Here is a 16,839-nt window from a genome sequence, read left to right as displayed (position 1 = left end):
CCTTCTACTCAGAATTATTTCCAATTATCAATCAGTTTAATTTTTAATATCTATTCATAAACAGTGAGCAAAAGTATGAAATATAGTCAGTCCTTATCTTTTCAAGAAAATAGCTCTGTTCTGGTATTCATCGATTCAAAAGTACAAGATTATCAAAGCCTGAGAAATGGCATAAAACCAGATGCAGAGGTTTATGTTTTGCACCCGGAAGTTGATGGAGTCGAGCAAATTACACAAACTTTGTTCCAGCATCAGGATGTTGAGAGTATACACATCATCTCACACGGGGCGCCGGGAACACTTTATTTAGGTAATGCAGAACTGAGCCTAGATACTTTAAGACATTACAACCAAGAACTTCAAACATGGTTTAATTTAACTTCTACTCACAACCATACTCCTGCACTTGTTCTTTATGGTTGTAATGTTGCTACAGATGCAGGAACTGAGTTTTTAGAACAATTACATCAATTAACTAATGCTACTATATACGCTTCTAGTACTGTTGTTGGTAACTCGAAATTAGATGGTAATTGGGATTTAGATGTTTGCTACGGTAAAAATACCTCAGCTTTTCCTGGTTTAGTATTTCAACCTGAAGTGTTAGCAAGTTATGCTGGAGTATTTGGAACAGGTGCCGATAAATATTACACGTACTATGATTCAAAAGAGGGTACTAAAGGAACAGTCTCTTTTACAGATATTAGTAGCACTGGTACTAGTACCTTGCAACTTGTAGGTCGAGACCAGTCAATTTATGAAATTAGTTTACCTTTTACCTTTAATTTTTACGGAACTAATTTCAGCAAAATAGTTATTGCTGAAAACGGAGGAATTGCTTTTAAAGATAGTGGAACTGCCTCATTTAGCACAATTAATGCGAATATCCCCTCAACTAGTCCTGCTGTTCCAGTGAATAGTATTTTTCCTTTTTGGGATGATTTAGATGCACAAATAACTGCTAATAACCGTACAGGAAAAATTTACACCAAATCAGATGCTGACCGCTTTACTGTACAGTGGACTAACTTTCAAGTCGTAGATCAACCAGGTAAGAATATAACCTTCCAAGTTATTCTATACAAAGACAGTAATAATATTGATTTTATTTATTCAACAGCAACACCAAATAATGGCAGTACTGCCAGCATTGGTTTTAACAAAGGTACGTTAGAAGATGGCAAACCAGTTGGTATAGCATATTCAGTCAATACATCTAATTTGAATGGTATTAATTCTATCCGTTTTTTCACAGAACCTCAATTAATAACTAATACTATATCAGTCAAAGAAGGGGAGACAATTACCCTGTCTTCTAGTAACTTGAATGCGACGGATGTTGATAATAGCAGCGACCTTAGTCAAATTACATATACCATTAGCAATCTTCAAAATGGGCAATTTCAAGTAAATGGTACAGCTGCAACTACATTTACTCAAAAGAATATCAACGACGGAAATGTTCAATTTGTTCACAATGGTAGTGAAAATGCTCCATTGTTTAATATAACTCTTAGTGATAGCTTCAACACTTCCAGTCAAAAAGCTGCAATTATCAACTTTACGAATCTTAATGATAGTCCTATACTGACAGATGCAACCACTGCTGTTGGTTTTAGCGAGAATGTGTTGAATGCTGCTGCATCTATTATTAGTAGCAGTATTACCCTTACAGATACAGATTCCTCTAACTTTGCCGGAGGTAATCTCACGGTTAACTATACTAGTGGAAATGGAGCAGAAGACCAGCTTTCAGTTAGTAGTAGTAATAGTATTACCTTAAGTGGTGGAAATGTTAGCTATAACGGAATTGTTTTTGGCAGCATTGATACTACTAATAACGGCGCTAATGGCAAAAGCTTAGTTGTTAAATTTACTAACATTAATGCTACTTTAGGTGCGGTTAAAGCTTTAATTCAAAATCTCACTTACCAAAACACTTCTCATACACCTAACGCTAGCCGCACTATTTCAATTACAGTCGATGATGGTGGTGGTGGAACTAGCACTGCGGTATCTAAAGTTATTAATGTTACTCCTGAAAATGATGCACCTGTTAACACTGTTCCAGCAACGCAAACTATCATTGAAGATGAAATTTTAGCATTCACAGGCGCCAATCTAATTTCAGTAAGTGACTTAGATGCTGGTAATAATTCTATTAAAGTCAGGCTTGAAGCTAATAAAGGTACTCTGAGCCTTAATGGTATCGGCGGTTTAAACTTTACTGGGGGTGTTGGTGATGGTACTGACGACGCAACGCTCGAATTTACAGGCGCCATTACCGATATCAATAAAGCCTTAAATGGCATGACATTTAAGCCGACTGCTAACTCTAACGGTGCTGCTTCGGTTCGCATATTAACAGATGACTTAGGCAATAGCGGTGCTAATAATATTAAATTAACCAGCGACAAGACGGTTAACATTAATATTACTGCTATTAATGACGCACCTGTAAATACTGTACCAGCAGCGCAAAGTGTTAAGGAAGACACTAATTTAGTATTTAACAGCGTTAATAATAATCTGATTAAAGTTGACGATGTAGATGTAAATGAAAACCCATCAGGAATTGTACAAGTCAACCTTTCTGTAAGCAAAGGAATTTTAACTCTAGCCTCAGTAACTGGTATTAATTTTGTTTCTGGTAGTAGCAATGGTAAGCCTAGTATTACTTTTACTGGAAAACTGCTTGATGTTAATAATGCTCTCAATGGTTTAATTTATAGCGGTAACGCTAATGTAAACGGCGCCGATACGCTCAAAATTATTACAGAAGACTTAGGTAATGTTGGTGCTGGTGGTAATAAGAAAGATGAAAAATTAATCAGCATTACTATAGATGCTGTCAACGATGCTCCTATTAATACAGTACCTGTTGCACAATCCATTGAAGAAGATAAAGATTTAATCTTTAGTACAGCTAAGGGTAATGCTATTACTGTTAGCGATGTTGATGTTAATGAAGGTACTGGTGAACTAGAAGTTACATTATCTGTAACTAACGGCGCCTTGACTTTAGCAGACACTACAGGTATAAGTTTTCAGTCAGGTACTAGCAACGGGAAACCTAGTATTTCCTTTAGAGGAACGCTGAGTGCTATTAACAAAGCATTAGATGGTTTAGCTTATCGAGGCAAATTAAATTACAACGGCGCCGATACCTTAAGTATTACTACTAGCGACTTGGGTAACTTTGGTATTGGTGGAATCCTTCAAGATGCAAGTAAAACAGTACAAATTAATGTTACTCCTGTTAATGATGCTCCAGTAAATACAGTTCCTGGACAGCAAAGCATTGAGGAAGACAAGAGTTTAATCTTTAAGAGTAGCAGTAACAATGCTATTACTGTCAGCGATGTTGATTTAGCTGCAAATACAGGAGATATTCAAGTAATTCTCTCTGTTACTAAAGGAAAACTCACTTTAGGACAAACAACAGGGTTAACTTCCTCACAAGGTGATGGCAGTAACTCAATTACCTTAAAGGGTACGCAAACAAGTATCAACAACGCTTTAGAAGGTTTAACTTACCTGGGAAATCAAGATTTTAATGGTGACGATACCTTAACAATTCTTACCAGTGACTTAGGTAATACTGGTACTCCCGGTGAACTGAAAAAACAAGATACTGTTCAAATTAAAGTTACAGCTATCAATGATAAACCTGAAATTACTATTCCTGTTAATCAAAGCATAGACGAAGATACAGATTTAGTTTTAACAGGTATTGATAAGGCTATCCAAGTTAAGGATGTAGATGCTGCCGAAAGTACTGGTGAAGTCGAAGTTAAGCTTTCGGTTGCTAAGGGAACTTTAACTTTAAAAGATACAAATGGTCTGACTTTTGATGCCACTAATGGTAATGGTAAACCGAATGTTACCTTCCGAGGTAAAATTGCCGATGTTAATATCGCCCTCAATAGTCTTGTTTATCGTGGAAACCTCAACGTTAACGGTGCCGATACATTAACAGTTACTACTAGCGACTTAGGAAATACTGGCAGTGGTGGTATTTTAACTGACACTAAAAATGTCGAAATTACTATCAATCCAGTTAATGATAGTCCAGTAAATACCGTTCCTACCCAACAAACGATTGATGAAGATGTCAAATTAGTCTTCAGTGCTGCCAATGGCAATGCTATAAGTATTACCGATGTAGATGCAGTCGAAGGTACTGGAAAAGTCGAAGTTAAATTATCTGTCGGTAAAGGTTTATTAACTTTATTTAATACTTCTGATTTAAATTTTACTGAAGGTGATGGTGTAAGCGACTCTAAGCTGACATTTACTGGCACCGTTGATAAAATTAACCAAGCTCTTAATGGTCTAGTTTATCTTGGTGATCAAGATGCTAATAGTAGTGCCAATGGTGATGATACTCTAACTATCATCACAAGTGACTTAGGAAATACTGGTAGTGGTGGCACAAAGACAGATACCGATACTGTAACAATCAAGCGAACTGCTATCAATGACGCACCTGTAAATACGGTTCCTGGTAATCAAAGTGTAGATGAAGATACAGATTTAGCTTTAACTGGCGCCAAAGCTATCCAAATTAAAGATGTTGATGCTCTTGAAGGTACTGGTGTAGTTGAAGTTAAGCTGTCGGTAGGCAAAGGTACTTTAACTCTACAAAATCCTGCCAATTTGACCTTTGATGCCAACAATGATAATGGTAAATCCACTGTAGTTTTTCGTGGTAAAGTCGCGGATATCAACACTGCTTTAAATACTCTTGTTTATCGCGGCAATCTGAATGTAAATGGCGCCGATACTCTAACTGTTACCACTAACGATTTAGGTAATACTGGTGTAGGTGGTGCTTTAACTGACATAGATAGTTTCCAAATTACTATCAACGCAGTAAACGATGACCCAGTAGTTACTGTTCCTAGTGATCAAAACGTCAATGAAGATGTCAAATTAGTTTTCAATGACGCTAATAAAAATGCTATCACTATCAGTGATGTAGATGTCAAAGAAGGAACAGGAATAGTAGAGGTAACGTTATCTGTTACCCGTGGTTTGTTGACTTTGGGCAGTACCACAGGCATAGATTTTACTAGTGGTGATGGTCTTGGCAATGCTACTATGACCTTTAGAGGCAGCATTGATCGAGTAAATCAGGTTCTCAACGGCTTGACTTATCTAGGCAATAAAGATTTAAACAGCGATGCCAAAGGTGAGGATGACCTAATTATATCAGTTAGTGATCTAGGTAATAAAGGTAAAGGTAACATCCTCGAAGACAAAGACACAGTAAAAATCAAGCTGACTGCAATTAATGATGCTCCTGTAAATACTGTTCCTAGTGAGCAATCTGTCAAAGAAGATACTGATTTAGCCTTTAGCACTAATAATCAAAATACTATCAAAGTTAGTGATATTGACGTTAATGAAGGTACAGGAAATTTAAAGGTGACAGTTGGTGTCGCCAAAGGTGCTTTAACGTTAAAACAAACTACAGGGTTACAGTTTACGGAAGGTGATGGAACTGCTGACACCAGCATGACTTTCGAGGGCACAGTTACAAATATTAACAATGCTCTTGAAGGTTTAGTTTATCGAGGAAATCAAGATTTTAATGGTGAGGATACCCTTACCATTACTACTAATGATTTAGGTAATAAAGGTGAAGGTGGACCGTTAACAAAACAAGATACCGTTAAAATAAAGGTTAACGCTGTTAACGATGCTCCACTTAATACCGTACCTGGCGCCCAAACTATTGAAGAAGACACGAATTTAGTCTTTAGTAGCGCTAAAAATAACCTCATTAGCATCAGTGATGTTGATGTTAAAGAAGGTACGGGTGAATTAGAAGTAAATTTATCTGTGATTTCAGGCGCTCTTACATTACCCGATATTACAGGCATTAGCTTTGTAAATGGAAGCACCAATGGTAGTCCTAGTATCACTCTAAAAGGAAAACTAGATGCCATTAATAAAGCGCTTAATGGCTTGACTTATCGTGGAAACCTCAACTATAACGGTCAAGACACTCTCAGTATTGTTACTAGTGACCTTGGTAATTTTGGTGAAGGTGGAATCCTTAAAGATTCGAGCAAAACGGTTCAAATTAACGTAACGGCCGTTAACGATGCTCCTGTAAATACTGTACCAGTAGCCCAAACTGTTGAAGAAGATAAGGATTTAGTATTTAAGAGCAATACCAGTAATGTTATCCGCGTTAGCGATGTTGATGCAGCAGAAGGAACTGGAGATATTAAAGTTACCCTGTCTGTTACTAAAGGTAAATTGACTCTAGGTCAAACAACAGGAGTAACTTTAACAGGTAGTAATGGTAGCGCGACCTTTAGTTTAACTGGTACCCAAGCAAGTATTAACAATGCTCTAGAAGGTCTAACTTACAGAGGGAATGAAAACTTTAACGGTGTTGATACCTTAAATATCATCACACAAGATTTAGGTAATAAAGGTACTCCCGGCGAACTCAAAAAAGAAGATTCGGTTCAAATTACTGTTCTTGCTGTCAATGATGCTCCTGTAAATACTGTTCCTGTAGCACAAACAGTTAAAGAAGACACAGATTTACTGCTCAGTGGTGCTAAAGCCATCAAAATCGACGATTTAGATGTTAAAGATGGTACGGGTGAAGTCGAAGTTAAACTTGCGGTTGATAAGGGTACTTTAACTTTACAAAACACCACAAATTTAATCTTTAATCCCAACAATGGTAACGGCAAATCGACTGTTGTTTTCCGTGGTAAATTAGCTGATGTGAATACAGCACTCGATAGTTTAGTTTATCGAGGCAATCTTAACGTTAACGGCGCCGATACCTTAACTGTAACTACCAGCGACTTAGGCAATACAGGTATTGGTGGCGCCTTAATCGACAGCGACACCATACAAATTACCATTGATGCAGTAAATGATGCCCCAGTAAATACTGTACCTACAGAACAAAACATTAATGAAGATGCAAGACTAGTTTTTAACAGCTTCAATAAGAATGCCATAAGTATTAGTGATGTAGATGCTGCGGAAGGAACTGGGGAAGTTGAAGTCAAACTTTCTGTTAGTAAAGGTGTATTAACTCTAGCTGATATCTCAGGACTTAAGTTGACTGAAGGTAATGGCACTGCTAACATGAGCATGACTTTCACTGGTAGTATCGACAAAATTAATAAGGCTTTAGACGGTCTTATTTATCAAGGCACTCAAGATTTCAACAGTGAAGATACTCTAACTATTACCACTAAAGACTTGGGTAATAAGGGTGAAGGTGGAACCCTGAGTGATATAGATACCGTTAAAATAAAACTTGCCGCAATTAATGATGCTCCGATAAATACTGTTCCTGGTGAGCAATCTGTCAACGAAGATACTGATTTAATCTTTAGCAGCGTCAAGCAAAATGCCATTACCGTCAGCGATATAGATGTTAACGAAGGAACAGGGGACTTAGAGGTAACAGTTGGTGTCACTAAAGGTGCCTTAACTTTAAAACAAACTACAGGGTTAACCTTCTCGAAAGGTGATGGAACTGCTGACACCAGTATGACTTTCAAGGGTAAAGTCAAAGATATCAATGATGCTCTTGAAGGTTTTGTTTACAGAGGAAATCAAGATTTTAACGGTGATGATACCCTTACCGTCGATACTAATGACTTGGGTAACTTTGGTTTAGGTGGACTGTTAACAAAACAAGATGCCGTCAAAATTAAAGTTAGTGCTGTCAACGATGCACCTATTAATACAGTACCATTAGCCCAAACCGTTAATGAAGATGAAGATTTAATCTTTAGCGGCGCCGAAAATAATCTCATCAGCATCAGTGATGTAGATGCTAACGAAGCAACGGGTGAAGTCGAAGTAACGCTTGCTGTTAATAAAGGTGTACTAACACTCAAAGATACAACAGGATTAACTTTTGCTGCCAACAGTGCTAATAGCAAACCTCAAATAACTGTTAAGGGGAAAGTAGCGGACATCAATAAAGCTTTAGATGGTCTTGTTTACCGAGGCAATAAAAATTACAACGGTAAAGATACTTTGACCATCACTACCAATGACTTAAACAACACTGGTTTAGGTGGTAGCCAAAAAGATATTGATACTGTTGATATTACACTTACCCCCGTTAATGACCCTCCAGTTAATGCTGATGTCCCAGGCGCCCAAAGTGTTAATGAAGATACGAGTCTTATATTTAGCGCTGCAAATCAAAACGCCATCAGAATTTCTGATGTAGACGTAGACGGCGACCAAAACGGACCAGTTGGTGATGTGCAAGTAACGCTTGCCGTTACCAAGGGTAAAGTTAACTTAGCGCAAACTACAGGTTTAACATTTGCACAAGAAAGTAGTAACGGTAGCGCTAACATCATAGTTACTGGCAGCGTTGAAAATATCAACAAAGCTTTGGATGGTTTAGCTTACCTGGGTAATCAAGATTTCAACGGCGAAGATACCCTTACTATTAGTATCAATGACAAGAGTAACGGTGGTACTGGCGGTGAGTTATATCAAAAAGACACTGTTAAAATAAACGTCAAAGCTATCAACGATACGCCTATAAATACAGTTCCTAGCAAGCAAAGCGTCAAAGAAGATATTGATTTAGCTTTTAATGCAGTCAACGGTAATGCTCTTAGTATCAATGATGTTGATGCGAACGAAGGAACAGGTGAGACTGAAGTTAAACTCTTTGTCACCAAAGGTTTACTAACTCTTCAAGAAACTACAGGGTTAACTTTTAAAGAAGGAGATGGCAAGGGTAACACTGCAATATCCTTTACAGGTAAGTTGACGGATATCAACAAAGCATTAGCGAGTTTGACATATCGCGGCAATGCTAATTTCCACGGTCAAGACACCTTGACTATCACTACGAACGATAAAGGAAATAATGGTGATGGTGGCGCCTTAATTGACACTGATACTGTTGATATTACTGTCACTCCAGTTAATGACGCTCCTGTAAATAACGTACCTCAGAACCAGAAAGTTGACCAAAACAAACAGTTAATTTTCAGCTCTCAGAAAAGTAATGCTATCAGCGTTAGTGATGTTGATGCTGGGGAAGGAACAGGTGAAGTTGAAGTAACGCTTACTGTTACTAAAGGTGTTTTAACTTTAGGGCAAGTCGCGGGAATAAGCTTCAAAGCTGGAGATGCTAAAGCTAACGCGACAATGACTTTTACTGGCAAAGTAGAAGACATCAATAAAGCCCTAGAAGGTATAGTTTACCAAGGTGATAAAGATTATAATGGTCAAGATAATTTGACTATTACTACCAGCGACTTAGGCAACTTTGGTTCTGATATCTTAATCGACACAGATACGATTGGTATTAGTGTTATTCCTGACACAGATGACGATGGTGCTAGTAATTCCACTGAAGAACAAGTTGCTGCGGAAATTGCCAAGCAGAACCCAACTGATAGTAATTTCAAGAATTTGAGCCAAAAAGCTGCTTCTGACCCAGGAATTGTTGCTATATTCGGTCAAGATGGCGCCAAGAAGCCAATAATCATTGCCATTAACGAACAAGACCAAAAGCAACTTGGTGGAACTTCTCAAACACCAGCTTTAGTAGTTGGTTCTGTAACAACTCAACGCTTTGATGATGTTTTCCCAGACCCCATCACTGCTTTTGATAGCAAAGACCTCAAAAAATCATCTTTGAAAAAATTGGCGCCTGTTTTAGATGTCATTAACTTTGAAGTGAAGCCTAACCAAGTAATCAAGGAGGAGGGTTTACAGCAGAAAATTAAAGACGGTATTAAACAAAAACCTGTGAGGGTAGAAATTAAGCTACCTGATGGAGCCGATGAGCAAGCAGTAAATGCTATTCTGAAACGCTCCGCAGACGGAACCCTTTATGATGGACGCCGACAATTTAACCCAAATCGCGGAGACTTAGATTTTGATGATTTAACAGGAGCAGTACTCCAAGACCGAAATCTTGATGGCAAAGCTGACTGGGCTGTAGTTTATCTCCAAGATGGCGAATGGGGTGACTCTGATGGTCTTGTTGATAGTCAAATTGGACATTCTCTAGTTGCCGCTAACTGGGATTTAGGAACTAGCCGTATGGAGGCTCGTTCGAGTCAGGATGGATTAAACTTCTACGGCAACCGTAGCTATGTTCAATTTAGTCTCGACCGTTTCTCTGGTGTCGAAGCTTCAGAGGTTGGGATGGCGCGCGTTCGGTTTGGTTCAGATGGGCAAATTATTGAGGTAAATGGCAAAGCCGTTAAATCGCTTGAAGAAGCCAAACAAAATATTATTACGCGGGGCGAAACCCTTTTTAGCAGCTTAAGGAATAAAAATCGCAACCCTGATATTGGCACTCAAACTCGCACGGTTGCTTTTGAAGAAGGAGAGCAGGCAGTCTTTTTCGTAATTCAAAACGGAACGAAAGACGATTTGCTTTTTAAAGGTCTAAATTCTAATACTGTGCAATTTTCGCTTCCCACCCTTAATAATGGTGCGGCAATGATGACTGCCAACAACGATGAACGCGGACTTTCAGCCAAGTTATCGCTAGCTAAGTTGTTCGATGTCAGCGCAAAGATTTTGACAGCCGAAGAAGCACGTCCCCAATTAGGATTATTCGCAGTAGGTCAAAGTCAGGCACAATTAAATGCCACTGAAGAATTAATTGACCTCAAATCTTCCGGTGCTTTCGATGGCAAGCAAGTGAAACTGAGCTTATCACTCCAAAGGGAGGCTGCATATAACAACACTGCTTATTTATATCGGGTCGATGATGCCAAAGGCTCAATTCGAGACCCACTAACTGGTATGTTACTTGATCCAACCAAAAGTTTAAGTACGGAACAAAAGCAGCGTTATTTAGAACTGGCAACAAAAGACCGTCTAGTTCAAGGAACAGAACTTCAAACACCTAACTTCCAGACTAGGGAAATTTCTGTTAATGTAACAGGTGGCGAATACTACCTACCGTTCTTAGTTTCTAACGGCACGCTTTCCAGCATCAACCAAGATTTCAGTCGTATCCTCACGCCATATCTGGGTATCAATAGCAACGGCGTAGACCACATTCGCAGCTTAGGTAATAACAAATTTGGTTTCGAGGACATAATTGGCGGTGGTGACCACGATTATAATGACATGATTCTTTCAATCAAGCAGGTTCAAATTATTGGTTAATTAGTTAAGTCGGGTGGGCAGTGCCCCACCTTACTATTCGCGTATGTTTTCTGCAACTTGCTTCAGGCGCCTCAACTGCGCTTGCATATCCTGTTTGGTAAAATTAAGAGCAAATATCTTGAAACCCCAGCTAATTACGGGGTTTGGTATTTGAAATTCAAAACGATTCAGTAAACGTGTACCATTATAGTCTGGTTGACATTCCCAACGGTCTCTGCCTTGAAAAAATCCCTCAAAACCCCAAACTACCAGTCCAGGTTGTCTTTCCAGAATTATACTGTTAAGTGTTGGTTTGAGTAATGGTACTTCAATCACAAATCGGCTTTTTCCTCCAACGTTTGTATCCCAGTCGCCAACGGGATAACAACGTAAAACTGGATTCAGCCAACGGTGCATTAAATTTAACTCAGTAATACAGCGTTCAACCGTGGTAGCTGAAGCGTTGATTTGTATTGACTGCTCGAAAACTTGGGTAGAAGACATATATTTTTATTTGACAAAAGGTGTTGTATCGTAAAATATTTAGTCAATTGGTAAGCTGAGATGTTATTAGCTGCCTCTTTAAGGAATATTAAACTAATGAAACAGCCTTTTCGATATTCTACAATTGAGCCTGAAGTAAAGGCGCCGACTTTAAAGCGACTGCGACAACTGGCACGGGTGCTTGATAAAGCCATTGTGATACCGGGTACGCAAATTGGTATTGGTATTGACCCTATAATTGGGTTGTTACCTGGCGCCGGTGACTTTTTGGGTGTGCTGCTGTCTAGTTATATTGTCCTCGAAGCTGCACGCTTGGGGGTGCCGGCTTCAACGTTGGGAAAGATGACATTTAATATAATACTTGATGGGCTTGCTGGCTCAGTTCCATTGGTAGGAGACTTATTTGACTTTGCGTGGACTGCCAATACCAATAATATTAAGTTGTTAGAAGAATATTTAAAATTCCCCGGTCAAAGAAATCCTGCGAATAAGTGGTTTATAGGAATTGTACTGGCTGTATTGTTACTGGTAGCAGTTGTGCTTGTCGCAATACCCGTTATTTTAGTTAGAATAATTATGTCAATTTTGACAGGTGGTTAAATAAATCACTTTTAGATTTTGACGTAAATAATGTTTTCGCTCAATTCCACAAACATATAGTTTTGGATTAAAATCTACAATCTAAAATCTCAAATCTAAAACCTAAAATGAAAGATTGGTGGCGTGCGAATTTCCCTTTAGGCAAGCAAAGTCTAACAATTGCAGACGCTAACGGGTATCCGGTTAAAATCGCATACGGTGAAGTAGGAAGTGGGAAACCGTTATTTTTACTTCACGGTATCGGTAGTTGGAGTTATAACTGGCGTAATAGCATCAAACCTTTATCGAAGTATTTTCGAGTGATTTGCTTTGATGCGAAGGGTTATGGTTTTTCTGATAAGCCAGTATCGCGTCGAGAGCAACAGGGACACCAAGTTACAGAACTAGCTCGCGTCATTCGTGCATTATGTAATGAACCTGCTGTCATAGTCGGCGAATCTTTAGGTGCTTTGGTTGCATTAGCCTTAGCACAAAAGTATCCTTCTTTAATCGCCAGACTAGTTGTAGTAAATGTACCTATTTTTGCCAAGCGTTTACCGCATTGGGGAATGTCACTACTTTCTCAAGTCCCGCTTGAAGTTATCCAAACTATCGACACTTCACGTCTTAGTTACTTTTTTGCCCCTTTGGTTCGAGAAGTTATGGCAATCGAGCGGCGTAGTGTTTTATACGACCCTTCTACACTAACGCCAGAAGATGTATACTGGATTACGTATCCATATATTGAATTTCCAGGTACTTTAACCAAAGTTGCTGAAGAGTTAAAAATTGCGGCACTGGAAATAGAGCTAGCGCGGGTAAATAAACCTAACTGGCTAACTAATATCCAGAACAATCTTCCTAAAATTAGCTGTCCAACATTAATTTTATGGGGTAAGCAGGATTCGTGGTTTCCAGTTGCCGATGGTAAAAAGCTGCAAGAATGTATTCCAAATTCCTATCTAAACATTATACCCAACTGCTGTCATGATGCATCTTCAGGTGCCTCTGCTATTATTAATAAAACCGCAGTTAGGTTTTTACAGGAAAGTGGCTACTGCTAAATATTAAACCAATGAGTGGAACGGGCATCCCTGCCCGTCCGCAAATGTACTTCATTTGAATAGGAGCCGCTATAAGCATCTTAAATAATTGTATCAATTTATTCTACTATACTGAAGTTACTTGACGTTATATAATTTAGTCAAAATAATACCAGCTTTATAAGAAAGACATAATTCTATAGTCAGTAGAATAAATTGCAATAAAAGTAATGTAGAGACATTACGTGTAACATCTCTATCGGCGCCGACAAATGAATTGAAAAATAAAATCAATGCATACAATCAAGATTATGTCTTGTATATATTTTAAAGACATAAGAATTAAGTACTATTGCTCTTCTATACCAAATAAATGGTCAAGAATATTACGGTTTTCTGACTGTAAGCCTTTAATTTGACCAACAACGACTTCAAAGTTTTTCTGAATTACTTCAAAATTCTGTTGACTGATACTGACAATATTGAATATATTTGCAACCGCTGTGTTCAATTCCTTAATTGAGGCAGCATTTGACTTGATTGCTGCTTCTATCTTATCCATTCTTTGCGATGCCGCAATATGTACTTCCTCGATATGAGTCATACGTTGTGACGCTGCTAGGTGTTCCAACTGTAAATTGCTGATAAGTTGCGATGCTGCAAAGTGAGCTTCTTCCAGACGAGTTAAATTCTGTACTGTTTGCTCATTATCATTCTTACTTTCTATGATTGAAAGAACACGCTTAACAATTTCATCCACTTCTTGGTGCTTTTCTGGGAACATGATTAACTCCACTGGTTTAATAACTATTTTAGTTAATTTAAAATTTGATGTGTAGTCTTTTAGAGATATTAAATACTTTTTTTTATTTTTTTTCTACGTTTTTATAACTCCAATATATATTTAAATAAAAAATAAATTCAACGCAATAAACCTGGTTTAATCTAAAAAAAAGAGCGGGAGGAAGCATATCAAGCGCTTATCACTCCCGCTCTAGCATTCACCGCTGAAGCGAATAGAAGTTAGTATAAGCGTTATCCTTTAGGGGGCTAATTTGTGGATAACAGAGCTTATACATTTTACTTCTGATGCGGCGAATACCAAACTTAATTTTTTAAAATAAATCTGATATTTTTTAGATACAATTACTTAAGTAAAGGTACTTGTTATCAGGAAGTAGATACTTTTTAAGCTGATTTATTAAGCTTATTAAGTATTTGCCAGATGAACTCTGGCAATGTTTTTGGTAGTTGAGTACACCCTGATAACAACACCCTTGAAGTCGTTTATCTTTGTTCAAGATAACCGAGGAACTATAGAGTGAGTTGCCAATCTGGCAAGTTTCTTGATATTTTGCTTTTGTGAAATCAATATAAAGCCAATATGAAATGTATATTTAAGTTCAGACAAACAAAAACCGGGTTGATTCATAAACCCGGTTCTTGACCTAACCTAGACTTTTTACTCATTAATTTATGAGTAGAAATTTGTAGACTATTACTTACGCACAACAAAAGATATTGGGTTTTGTCGGCGAAGGTCTGCTGCTACAACAACAGATTCTTGACGGATAGCGTCAAAATTACTCTGTGGTGGCAAGATAGTGACTGTCGTCTTTAGCTTGCGTGTTGTTGGAGGAGCATTTTTATTCTTAGGCGGCACAAAAACCGGGGGTTTTTTGGGCGCCTTTGGTTCGGTTTGAGGATAGCGGCGTTGAGCTAAACGTTCTTCATAGCGGTTAACCCGTTTCTGGTTTTTTTGAGAACCAGTAGAACTGTTGAGCAAGCGGAAAATAAATAAACATCCGCTCCCGCAACTCAAAGCAATTGCAATTACGACCCATAAAGGAAATGGACTAGTTTTTTCAGCAGGTGGACTAGCAATGGGCTGAACGATTTCAACTTCAGTTTGTTCTGTCGTGTTAGAAGACTGGGGTTCTTCTATACGTCCAACGTTTCCCAAACTCAGCACTGCTAGCACGGCGCCACCAGCGAATATACCGAGTAAAGCTACCACCAAAAGCCAAGGATGGAAGACAATCAAGCGTAACAGTAAGCGCAAACCTCCGTTATGCTTTGATTTCAATGTTCCTGGTTTGTTTTCAGGTGCTGGAGTACCAGCGTCACTGTTCTCCATATATTTGCAAATTTTTTACCCCTCTATCCGGCTAATTGTACATCTGGAGTACGCCGTGAGTATCCGTAGCAAAATACAAGCTTACGGTAGCATTTTTATAATAGATAAACTCCAAAAAGCTCTGTATTTTGCTCAATTTTGGTATTTTTTAAGACTTAACTCAGTAATGTATTGTTCTTAAAGATTATTCTCCCTGCTTGCTTACAGAGTGTCGTTCGAGTGCAAACTGTACTAACTGGTCAACTAAGCTAGGAAAAGTTATACCAGTGTTTGCCCACATTTGAGGATACATGCTTGTAGCCGTAAAGCCAGGTAGTGTATTAATTTCATTAATCAGTATTTCCCCTGTTGATTCGACGTAGAAGAAATCCACGCGCGATAACCCTGCTGCATCAATTGCCACAAAAGCTCGTAGCGCCATCTCCTGAATTCGCGACACTACCTCAGCAGGTAGCGATGCCGGAATCAGTATTTCTGCCATGCCTTCAGTATATTTAGTTTCGTAATTATAGAAGTCGCTACTGAACGTAATTTCACCTAAAACCGAAGCTTGAGGATTATCATTCCCTAAAACAGCGCATTCAATTTCTCTGGCTTGAACTCCCTGTTCAACAATAATTCGACGGTCATAGCTAGCAGCATTATCAAGAGCAGCTTCTAACTCAGTACGATTACGAACTTTTGCAATACCAACTGAAGAACCTAAATTTGCAGGTTTAACAAAGCAAGGGTATCCCAAGGTCGCTTCAATCTCATCACAAAGTTTAGGAAATACACAAGGATTAGAATAAACTTGCGTGCGCGTCACCACAACATACTTAACTTGAGCCAAACCAGCTTGTGCAAAAACGTCCTTCATGGCAATTTTATCCATACCTGCCGCAGAACCCAGTACACCAGAACCAACATAAGGAACTTGCATCAGCGTCAGTAAACCTTGAATAGTGCCATCTTCACCGTTAGGACCGTGGAGGATAGGAAACCAAACATCAATCGAAGCAGTTTCAGCAGGGAATTGCCATAAATTTGGAGAAGGGGCAAGATTTTGTAATGGTGTACCACTAGTTAAAACTTGTTGTGCAGTTGCAGGTGGTTGCCACACACCATCTTTTTGGATATAAAAAGGCAGCACATCATATTTACCAGCATTTTCCTCCGCACTCAAGGCGCCAAAGATCGCGCGTGCAGATTTTATAGATACTTCATGTTCGCCCGAACGACCACCAAACAACACTCCCACTTGCAGCTTTGCCATGACATCCTCCGGAAACTCAAATTCTGAATAGATTACCACAACACGGCACTTTTACTACAAGAGCAAAATATAACATTATTTTTATTATTCATAGTAAGCACTTCAGTGCTTCTCCCACATCAACCAAAAAACTCCCCCAAGCAACCCCATCAAACTAAAAAAAGCTTGCAACGCGCGATTCCTAA

The 16,839-nt window shown here is 38.6% G+C and carries 7 protein-coding genes; 3 read left to right on the top strand and 4 right to left on the bottom strand.

The annotated features are described in order from the left end of the window. Positions 1-75: 75 nt before the first annotated feature. Positions 76-11,157: a DUF4347 domain-containing protein gene (locus AC2JBO_RS16065; protein WP_496954654.1), complete on the top strand. Its 11,082-nt coding sequence runs from the start codon at positions 76-78 to the stop codon at positions 11,155-11,157. Positions 11,158-11,190: 33 nt separating this feature from the next. On the opposite strand, the gene AC2JBO_RS16060 is transcribed toward AC2JBO_RS16065, so the two are convergent. Beyond that, on the bottom strand, positions 11,191-11,640 hold the full coding sequence (locus AC2JBO_RS16060; protein WP_496954653.1) for an SRPBCC family protein: 450 nt from the start codon (positions 11,638-11,640) through the stop codon (positions 11,191-11,193). 96 nt (positions 11,641-11,736) lie between these two features. Here AC2JBO_RS16060 and AC2JBO_RS16055 point away from each other — a divergent pair, with 96 nt between their 5' ends. Beyond that, positions 11,737-12,240 (top strand): DUF4112 domain-containing protein, encoded by a 504-nt coding sequence (locus tag AC2JBO_RS16055; protein WP_496954652.1) that lies wholly within the window; start codon positions 11,737-11,739, stop codon positions 12,238-12,240. 107 nt (positions 12,241-12,347) lie between these two features. Beyond that, a complete protein-coding gene (locus AC2JBO_RS16050; RefSeq protein ID WP_496954651.1) occupies positions 12,348-13,283 on the top strand; it encodes an alpha/beta fold hydrolase in 936 nt (311 codons plus the stop codon). 328 nt (positions 13,284-13,611) lie between these two features. Here the strand turns inward: AC2JBO_RS16050 and AC2JBO_RS16045 are convergent, their stop codons facing one another. The 3 genes from AC2JBO_RS16045 to AC2JBO_RS16035 form a co-directional block, all read right to left on the bottom strand. Then, the gene (locus AC2JBO_RS16045; protein ID WP_496954650.1) at positions 13,612-14,046 is read right to left on the bottom strand and encodes a hypothetical protein; all 435 of its coding nucleotides are present in this window, start codon (positions 14,044-14,046) and stop codon (positions 13,612-13,614) included. 714 nt (positions 14,047-14,760) lie between these two features. Next, complete coding sequence (locus tag AC2JBO_RS16040; RefSeq protein ID WP_496954649.1) at positions 14,761-15,399, bottom strand: hypothetical protein; 639 nt, start codon at positions 15,397-15,399, stop codon at positions 14,761-14,763. Positions 15,400-15,583: 184 nt separating this feature from the next. Beyond that, on the bottom strand, positions 15,584-16,654 hold the full coding sequence (locus AC2JBO_RS16035; RefSeq protein WP_496954648.1) for a D-alanine--D-alanine ligase family protein: 1,071 nt from the start codon (positions 16,652-16,654) through the stop codon (positions 15,584-15,586). Between the last annotated feature and the right edge of the window lie 185 nt (positions 16,655-16,839).

This window comes from Calothrix sp. CBUCES-K 9914 (assembly GCF_059640475.1).
Note: the sequence above shows the minus strand (reverse complement) of the source record. Positions and strands in the feature narration are given on the sequence as shown.

What these genes read in the sequence shown, in the direction of transcription:
- AC2JBO_RS16065 (WP_496954654.1), top strand. Translation starts at nt 76, where the DNA reads ATGAAATATAGTCAGTCCTTATCTTTTCAAGAAAATAGCTCTGTTCTG.
- AC2JBO_RS16060 (WP_496954653.1), bottom strand. Translation starts at nt 11,640, where the DNA reads ATGTCTTCTACCCAAGTTTTCGAGCAGTCAATACAAATCAACGCTTCA.
- AC2JBO_RS16055 (WP_496954652.1), top strand. Translation starts at nt 11,737, where the DNA reads ATGAAACAGCCTTTTCGATATTCTACAATTGAGCCTGAAGTAAAGGCG.
- AC2JBO_RS16050 (WP_496954651.1), top strand. Translation starts at nt 12,348, where the DNA reads ATGAAAGATTGGTGGCGTGCGAATTTCCCTTTAGGCAAGCAAAGTCTA.
- AC2JBO_RS16045 (WP_496954650.1), bottom strand. Translation starts at nt 14,046, where the DNA reads ATGTTCCCAGAAAAGCACCAAGAAGTGGATGAAATTGTTAAGCGTGTT.
- AC2JBO_RS16040 (WP_496954649.1), bottom strand. Translation starts at nt 15,399, where the DNA reads ATGGAGAACAGTGACGCTGGTACTCCAGCACCTGAAAACAAACCAGGA.
- AC2JBO_RS16035 (WP_496954648.1), bottom strand. Translation starts at nt 16,654, where the DNA reads ATGGCAAAGCTGCAAGTGGGAGTGTTGTTTGGTGGTCGTTCGGGCGAA.